This window comes from Campylobacter sp. BCW_6464 (genome assembly GCF_001762775.1).
Taxonomy (GTDB): Bacteria; Campylobacterota; Campylobacteria; order Campylobacterales; family Campylobacteraceae; genus Campylobacter_D; species Campylobacter_D jejuni.
Genome location: NZ_MJXM01000062.1, coordinates 1 through 6,040 on the forward strand (window position 1 = coordinate 1; position 6,040 = coordinate 6,040).

At 25.8% G+C, this 6,040-nt stretch carries 4 protein-coding genes and 1 pseudogene; 2 read left to right on the plus strand and 3 right to left on the minus strand.

Features of this window, described 5'->3' with window-relative positions; all coding sequences use genetic code 11:
• Nucleotides 1-20 precede the first annotated feature (20 nt).
• Together AJ885_RS07440 and AJ885_RS07445 are read right to left on the minus strand one after the other, a co-directional pair.
• Nucleotides 21-251 (minus strand): hypothetical protein, encoded by a 231-nt coding sequence (locus AJ885_RS07440; protein WP_002881838.1) that lies wholly within the window; start codon nucleotides 249-251, stop codon nucleotides 21-23.
• 255 nt (nucleotides 252-506) lie between these two features.
• A complete protein-coding gene (locus tag AJ885_RS07445) occupies nucleotides 507-1,022 on the minus strand; it encodes an Hcp family type VI secretion system effector (protein ID WP_044779685.1) in 516 nt (171 codons plus the stop codon).
• Between the two features lie 133 nt (nucleotides 1,023-1,155).
• Here AJ885_RS07445 and tssM point away from each other — a divergent pair, with 133 nt between their 5' ends.
• Nucleotides 1,156-4,683: a type VI secretion system membrane subunit TssM gene (tssM, locus tag AJ885_RS07450; RefSeq protein ID WP_070281021.1), complete on the plus strand. Its 3,528-nt coding sequence runs from the start codon at nucleotides 1,156-1,158 to the stop codon at nucleotides 4,681-4,683.
• Nucleotides 4,680-5,579: an FHA domain-containing protein gene (locus AJ885_RS07455; RefSeq protein WP_044779682.1), complete on the plus strand. Its 900-nt coding sequence runs from the start codon at nucleotides 4,680-4,682 to the stop codon at nucleotides 5,577-5,579. Before tssM ends, AJ885_RS07455 begins: the two co-directional genes overlap by 4 nt.
• A 4-nt stretch (nucleotides 5,580-5,583) precedes the next feature.
• On the opposite strand, the pseudogene AJ885_RS07460 reads toward AJ885_RS07455, so the two are convergent.
• A pseudogene (locus tag AJ885_RS07460) lies at nucleotides 5,584-6,040 on the minus strand (hypothetical protein); the annotation flags it as partial.

Below are 6,040 nucleotides of genomic sequence, written 5' to 3' on the forward strand. Positions count from 1 at the left end.
CAAAATACCCTAGAATCTTATTATACTTTAGGAAGTTCATTTAACTTACACATATTCCTAAATTGCCAATAACTAGGCTCTAAATAATAAGAATAAGGAGTATAATAAAAGATAATTAAGCCTATACTTCCAAGAAAGACTAAAAACTTTGAAACGCTTTTTGTAGATTTAAAGATGATTTTATAAATAAATTTTAATATAAGATAAGAAAGAATAGTAGAAATTATAATAAGAAGTAATATATATGTCATGGGTTATCTCCTTAGATTCTCTATTTTATTAAAATTAAGATGTAATTTTGTGGTTTGATAAAGATTAGCTCGCTAGCATCCAAACATAGAAGACAAAAATTGCTCATTAAGATAAATGATTTCATGTATGAATAAATAGTATTATAATTTAGAAAGTAGTTTTGTAATTAAAACCAAGAAAACAAAATATATTTTTAAGATATAACCCCGACTATAATTACGCATTTTAGTCGGGATTTTTTAAGATAATTATAATTAAGCTTTACCTTCTCTCCAATCATCACTTCCGCTAGTTCCAGCAGCAGTATGTTCCCAAACTACTTTTCTATAACTCATTGAAACTTTTAAAAGCTCGGTTTTATCATGATTACTTGACTCTTGTGCATTTGGCATTATTAATTCAATATTTGTAATAATTGCATCTTCCAATTTTGTAGTAAAAAAATGTTCAGATCCGCCACTTGCTGCAGTTCTAAACCAATGAACTTCGACTGTTGGAAGTCTTTCTCCTTTGGTAAGTGCATTATATAACAAAGGCACGGACTTATTCAATGAGCAAGTAAAAGAAAAGGGCTTATGAACTCTTTGTCCAGAAGGTTGCCCACTTTGCTGATCAACGGGTACAGTTACGATATGAGATACCTCTTGCGCCATGATTTCATCTTCATGACCTGATTTATATCTATTGCCAATACTCGCTTCAGTAGATGCACCACTTGAAATCAAACCTTGTGTGGAACCTTCAATTCTTATAAACGCTGGTTCAGCCATAAAAAGAACCTCCTTTAATTTTTTTTAACATTCAAAATTGTATCATTTTAATCTTAATCTATATAAATTTTTGTAAAATATTTGTATATTGATATTAATATTTATTTGTTTTTACTTTAAATAAGGAATAACGATGTTTAAAAAAATATTTGATTTTATAAAATCAAGATTATTTATAACTGCTTTTTTACTTTGTTGTATTTTTCTTTTTAGTGTTTTATTTTGGTTTTGGGGTCCTTTAATAGCTTTTAACGACATATATATTTTTAGTAGCTCATTTTTAAGATTTAGTATTATCTTGATAATTTGGCTTATTGTTTTTTTATTTTTTTTATTAAAGCCTATTATAAATTTTATATCTTCTTTAAAAAGTGAAAAAAGATTAAAATTTAAAGACCTAAAAAAAGAAGCTGATGAGTTTATTTACAAATCTAAAAGAAACTTCTTTTTATCTCTTAAAGATGCCAAAGAAACATGGAAGAATGATTTAAAAACAAAAAATTTACCCTTAATTATCATCATAGGAAATGAAGGGGCTGGAAAAAGCACTTTTATCAATTATTCTAACATCGAATATCCACTTAGCGATAGTTTAGAGTCTTATAAAAAATTCCATAAGTCTACTAGAAATTTTGCACTTTATGTATCAAAAAAAGGCGCTTTGTTAGATACAGAAGGAAACTATTTTTCACAAGAAGAATTTTTTAAGCCTACAAGTAGCGATGAAATACCCGAAGATGATATAGATAAAAATAGAGATTTTTTAATTAAAAAAAATATATGGAAAAAATTCCTTACTTTTCTCAATAAAAATTTTTTTCATAGCAAACTAAATGGAATTATTTTAGTTGTTGATACTGTCCTTTTCTTAAATAATCCTAAGGAGTATTCCAAAAATCTTATTAGATATCTAACAAAAAGAGTAAACGAATGTGAAAAAACTTTGAATTTAAAGTTGCCCATCTATATAGTTTTTTCAAAACTTGACTTGATGGAAGGCATGAAAGAGTATTTTGATATTTTCGATAAAAAAATTTCGGATAAAATTTTAGGATTATCTTTTGATAAAATCTTAAGTGAAGAATTTTTAAATAATGAATTTAAAGAATTAAGTGATTCATTATTATGCTCTTTAATGAGTAAAAATTCCCATATTTACAATATGGAAAATAAAAATAAAAGCTACTTATTTTTAAAACAATTTGATAATTTATTTGCATTAGCAAAGACTTTTATTTTGGAAGTACAAGAAGAAAATAAGCTTAAAAATAATTCTTATCTTAGAGGAGTTTATTTTGTTAGCGCCTATCAAGAAAATATTCCTAGAAATTTCTTACTCGATGCCATATGTGAGAAATATAACTGCAAAAAAGTATTATCAAAATCCAATATTATACATAATAAACAAAGCTATTTTGTTAAATCACTGCTCGAAGATTTAATTTTTACAGATTATTCTTTAAGCGCTATGAAATCTTATTCTAAAAAATTATCTTTTTTAATTATAATTTTAATCATAAGCTTTGGAACATATGCTATATCTTCTTATTTTATAAGTAAAAACAATAAAGAATTCGAAAAAAGCCAAAATACCTTAAGATCTTTACAATTGCTTCTTAAAGATCAAGATTATCAAAATTTAAATATTAAACAAAAAGCTGACTTCTTAATTGAATTGAGAAATATTTTAAATACTTATCCTGAACTTTGGCAAGATAATAATATATTTCAATATTTAAATCTAAATCTCTCATACAAAGGATTTAAAGAAGCTAAACAACTTTATTATAAACTGAATGAAGATGTGTTAAAAAATACTTTATTAAAAGAAATGGAATATACTTTACTTACCGATACAAATAAAGAAAATTTAATCAAAACATTATATATGTATAGATCTTTATTTGAACAAAAATATTTTAATAAAGAAATACTAAAAATTTGGATTAACGAGAATTGGAATACTTTAAGTAAGTATTCAATCTCTAAAGATGACTTTCTAGAAGGGGTGGATGAGCTTAAACAATTTAATCTTAAATCTTTTACAGAAGATGAAAACAGTATACATACAGGAAAAAGAAAACTTGAGAGTATAAGTAGAACTCAAAGAATTTACATTCTTCTTAATTTTTTAAATAGCGATAAACCTAAAGAAAAATATCTTATAAAAGAGGATTTAGGTTTTGCTGCAAATAGTGTATTTTCAAATAATTCTCAAATAACTTCTATAGATAAAATATATACAAAAGTTGGTATGATGGACTTTTTAAATGATTTAAATCAACAAGTTGACACCGCAATCAATATTGAATCTTGGATGCTAGATAACAATTTTAAAGAAAATAAAAACACTTTGACTATGGGTATTTTAAAATTATACTTAAGTGAATACCAAAATGCTTGGCAAAATCTACTCGCTTCATTGCAACCTGTTAGGTATAATACCAAAGAGGCAATGCTTAATGAGCTTAATATCTTATCAAAAAAAGAAAACCCCTTATATTCTTTGTTAAAAATTGTTAGTTCTAATACAAATTTAAATGATGCAGTTTTACTAACTCAAGCCTACAATTTAGGATTAAATGCTGGGGAAATTAGATCAAATTTTATTGGGGTAAGCAATGCTTTCACACAATATCATAAGCTAGTAAACAAAAATACACTTTTGAGTGTTGGCAATATAGAAGTGGGTAAAGGCGCTGATGATGAAAAAATATTAGATATTCTTAATACAAATATTACAAATATATCCAATAAAATTATAGATTTTAGTTCTAATAATAACCAAAGCGCTGAAGAAAAAATTTCATATGCTCTTGGAGGCAATAAAGATGCCAATGATCCTTTTGCTGTATTTCAAATGAACATAAAAAAATTACCTAATGATTTAGAGAGATATTATAGTCAGCTTTCTAATTATTCGTGGAATTTTATAGAAAATCATGGTATTTCTTTATTTAATACCGCTTGGATTAATGAAGTGTATAATCCATTTGTTAATGATATTGCACCATATTATCCTTTTAATGATGAGAGTGTAGCAGATCTTAGTATGGATAGTTTTAAAACATTTTTTGGAAGAAATGGGACATTAAATAGTTTTTATAAAAAATACTTGAACAATGTTTTAGTAAAAAGAAAAAATAACTATTCTGTCAATTCTCAATTTGCTTCAAAATTAAATTTCTCTAAAGAATTTTTAGATTTTATCACCAATGCAGGCAATCTCTCTAGTCTCATACTAAATGGTAATGATAATATAAAAGTTAATTTTACTATTCAAAGCCTTGATTTAAGTGCGGATTTTTCCTTTATAAAGCTTGGCTATGATAATAAAAATATCCAATACGATCATACTCTTAATCAAACCCTACAAATTGTAGCAGAAAAATTCAATAATGGAACAAGTTTAAATTTTACAGCCTATAACTACTCTAATCCTAATTTAAATTATACAAAATCATATAAGGGAGAATGGGCATGGTATAAGTTTATAAAAGATAATAAAAGTAATTCTATATACAGCATTATATTTAACAATAATAAAAACTTATATTTTGACTTTGAAATTATTAACGGTGCTAGTGAATTAAATAATATAGTTTATATTTTAAATAATCTTAAAATAGTAGAAAATATTACAGGGGTAAATAAACAATGATAGAAAAAGAAGAAATAGGAATTACTATTGAGAATTATGACGAATGTATTAGTGGTTCTAAAACATTTGTATTTAACACAAAGGGTGGAACTATAGGAAGCGGTGATGATTGCACTTTTCGTATTCAAGATAAACTAGAACAAATCAAAAATACCCATGCCATAGTATCTTATGAAGAAGGATCTTTTACAATTGCGGCTTTTGAAGATTCTGACATTTATTATAATAAGTCCTTTTCTAGAATGCCAAGTGGCTATGAAATAATAATCAGTATAGGCGATATTTTTAAAATCGGTAATTTAGAATTTAGATTTGTGGATGCAAAAAGCATTGAAGCAAGCATTAAAGAAAATAAAAAATACTTAGAAGATATTGAAAAACGCAATCATTTTGATGAAATTGAAATTAAGCCTAGAGGAAAAACAAGTATAAATTTTGACAAAAACAAAGAGTTAAAAGAGATTTTAGAAAATAATGATTATAAATTTATCGAAGAAGAAAAGGCAGATGATAGCTTTTTAAAAGAAATAATTCAAAAAAATCCAAATTCATTAGAATATGAAAATGTTTTAAAAAGTTTGGTAAAAAATTTAAAAGATATTAAAACAAAACAACAAAACTCTAAATTAAATAATGATTATTCTCCTATCAATATTAAAGATTTTGAAAGTATTATTAATAATATACCCTTAATCAAATCCACAAGATTGATCAATATTTTAGCCCTTAGCCTAATCGCAAAAGAATTATATACTCCAATATTTGAAGAAATGGAAGAAAATATGTTTATTAAATATATTGAAGCTGCCATACAAAATAATATTAAAGAAGATAAGATTCTTTTTGAAAATCTTACCATCAAAGCATTGGAAAAGTATATTAAAGATTTTGAGTGATTCTTTAATCTTTAATGCCATTTTCTTCAGCAAATTTGAGTATCTTAGCTCTAAGTTCCCTTGGGAAATTATATCTATATATGGCAGGAATTCTTGGATCAAGGAGTTTGTCTAAATATCCTCTTTTATAAATCCATTCTAATCTTTCAGGTGTAAAATAATAAGGGGCATTAGGATAGCCTTGAGGTGGGGTTAGGGCTGCTAGTTTGGCGCTTAATACTAGGGTATCTTTGAATAAAGTAGCTTGTTGTTCACTCCAATCATTTGGAGTATCTACATCAAATCTTGTTACCATTCCATTTTCGTATCCATCCATAGCATCATCAAATTTATTTCTACTTTCAGGAGTAGAATCTATATCTCTTGGATCTTTTAATTTGCCTTTTTTAATATCATTATATAAAGCCCAAATGATCCTGCCTTCTTCATCATAGGCAAAATCATATTTATTTAAATCAATC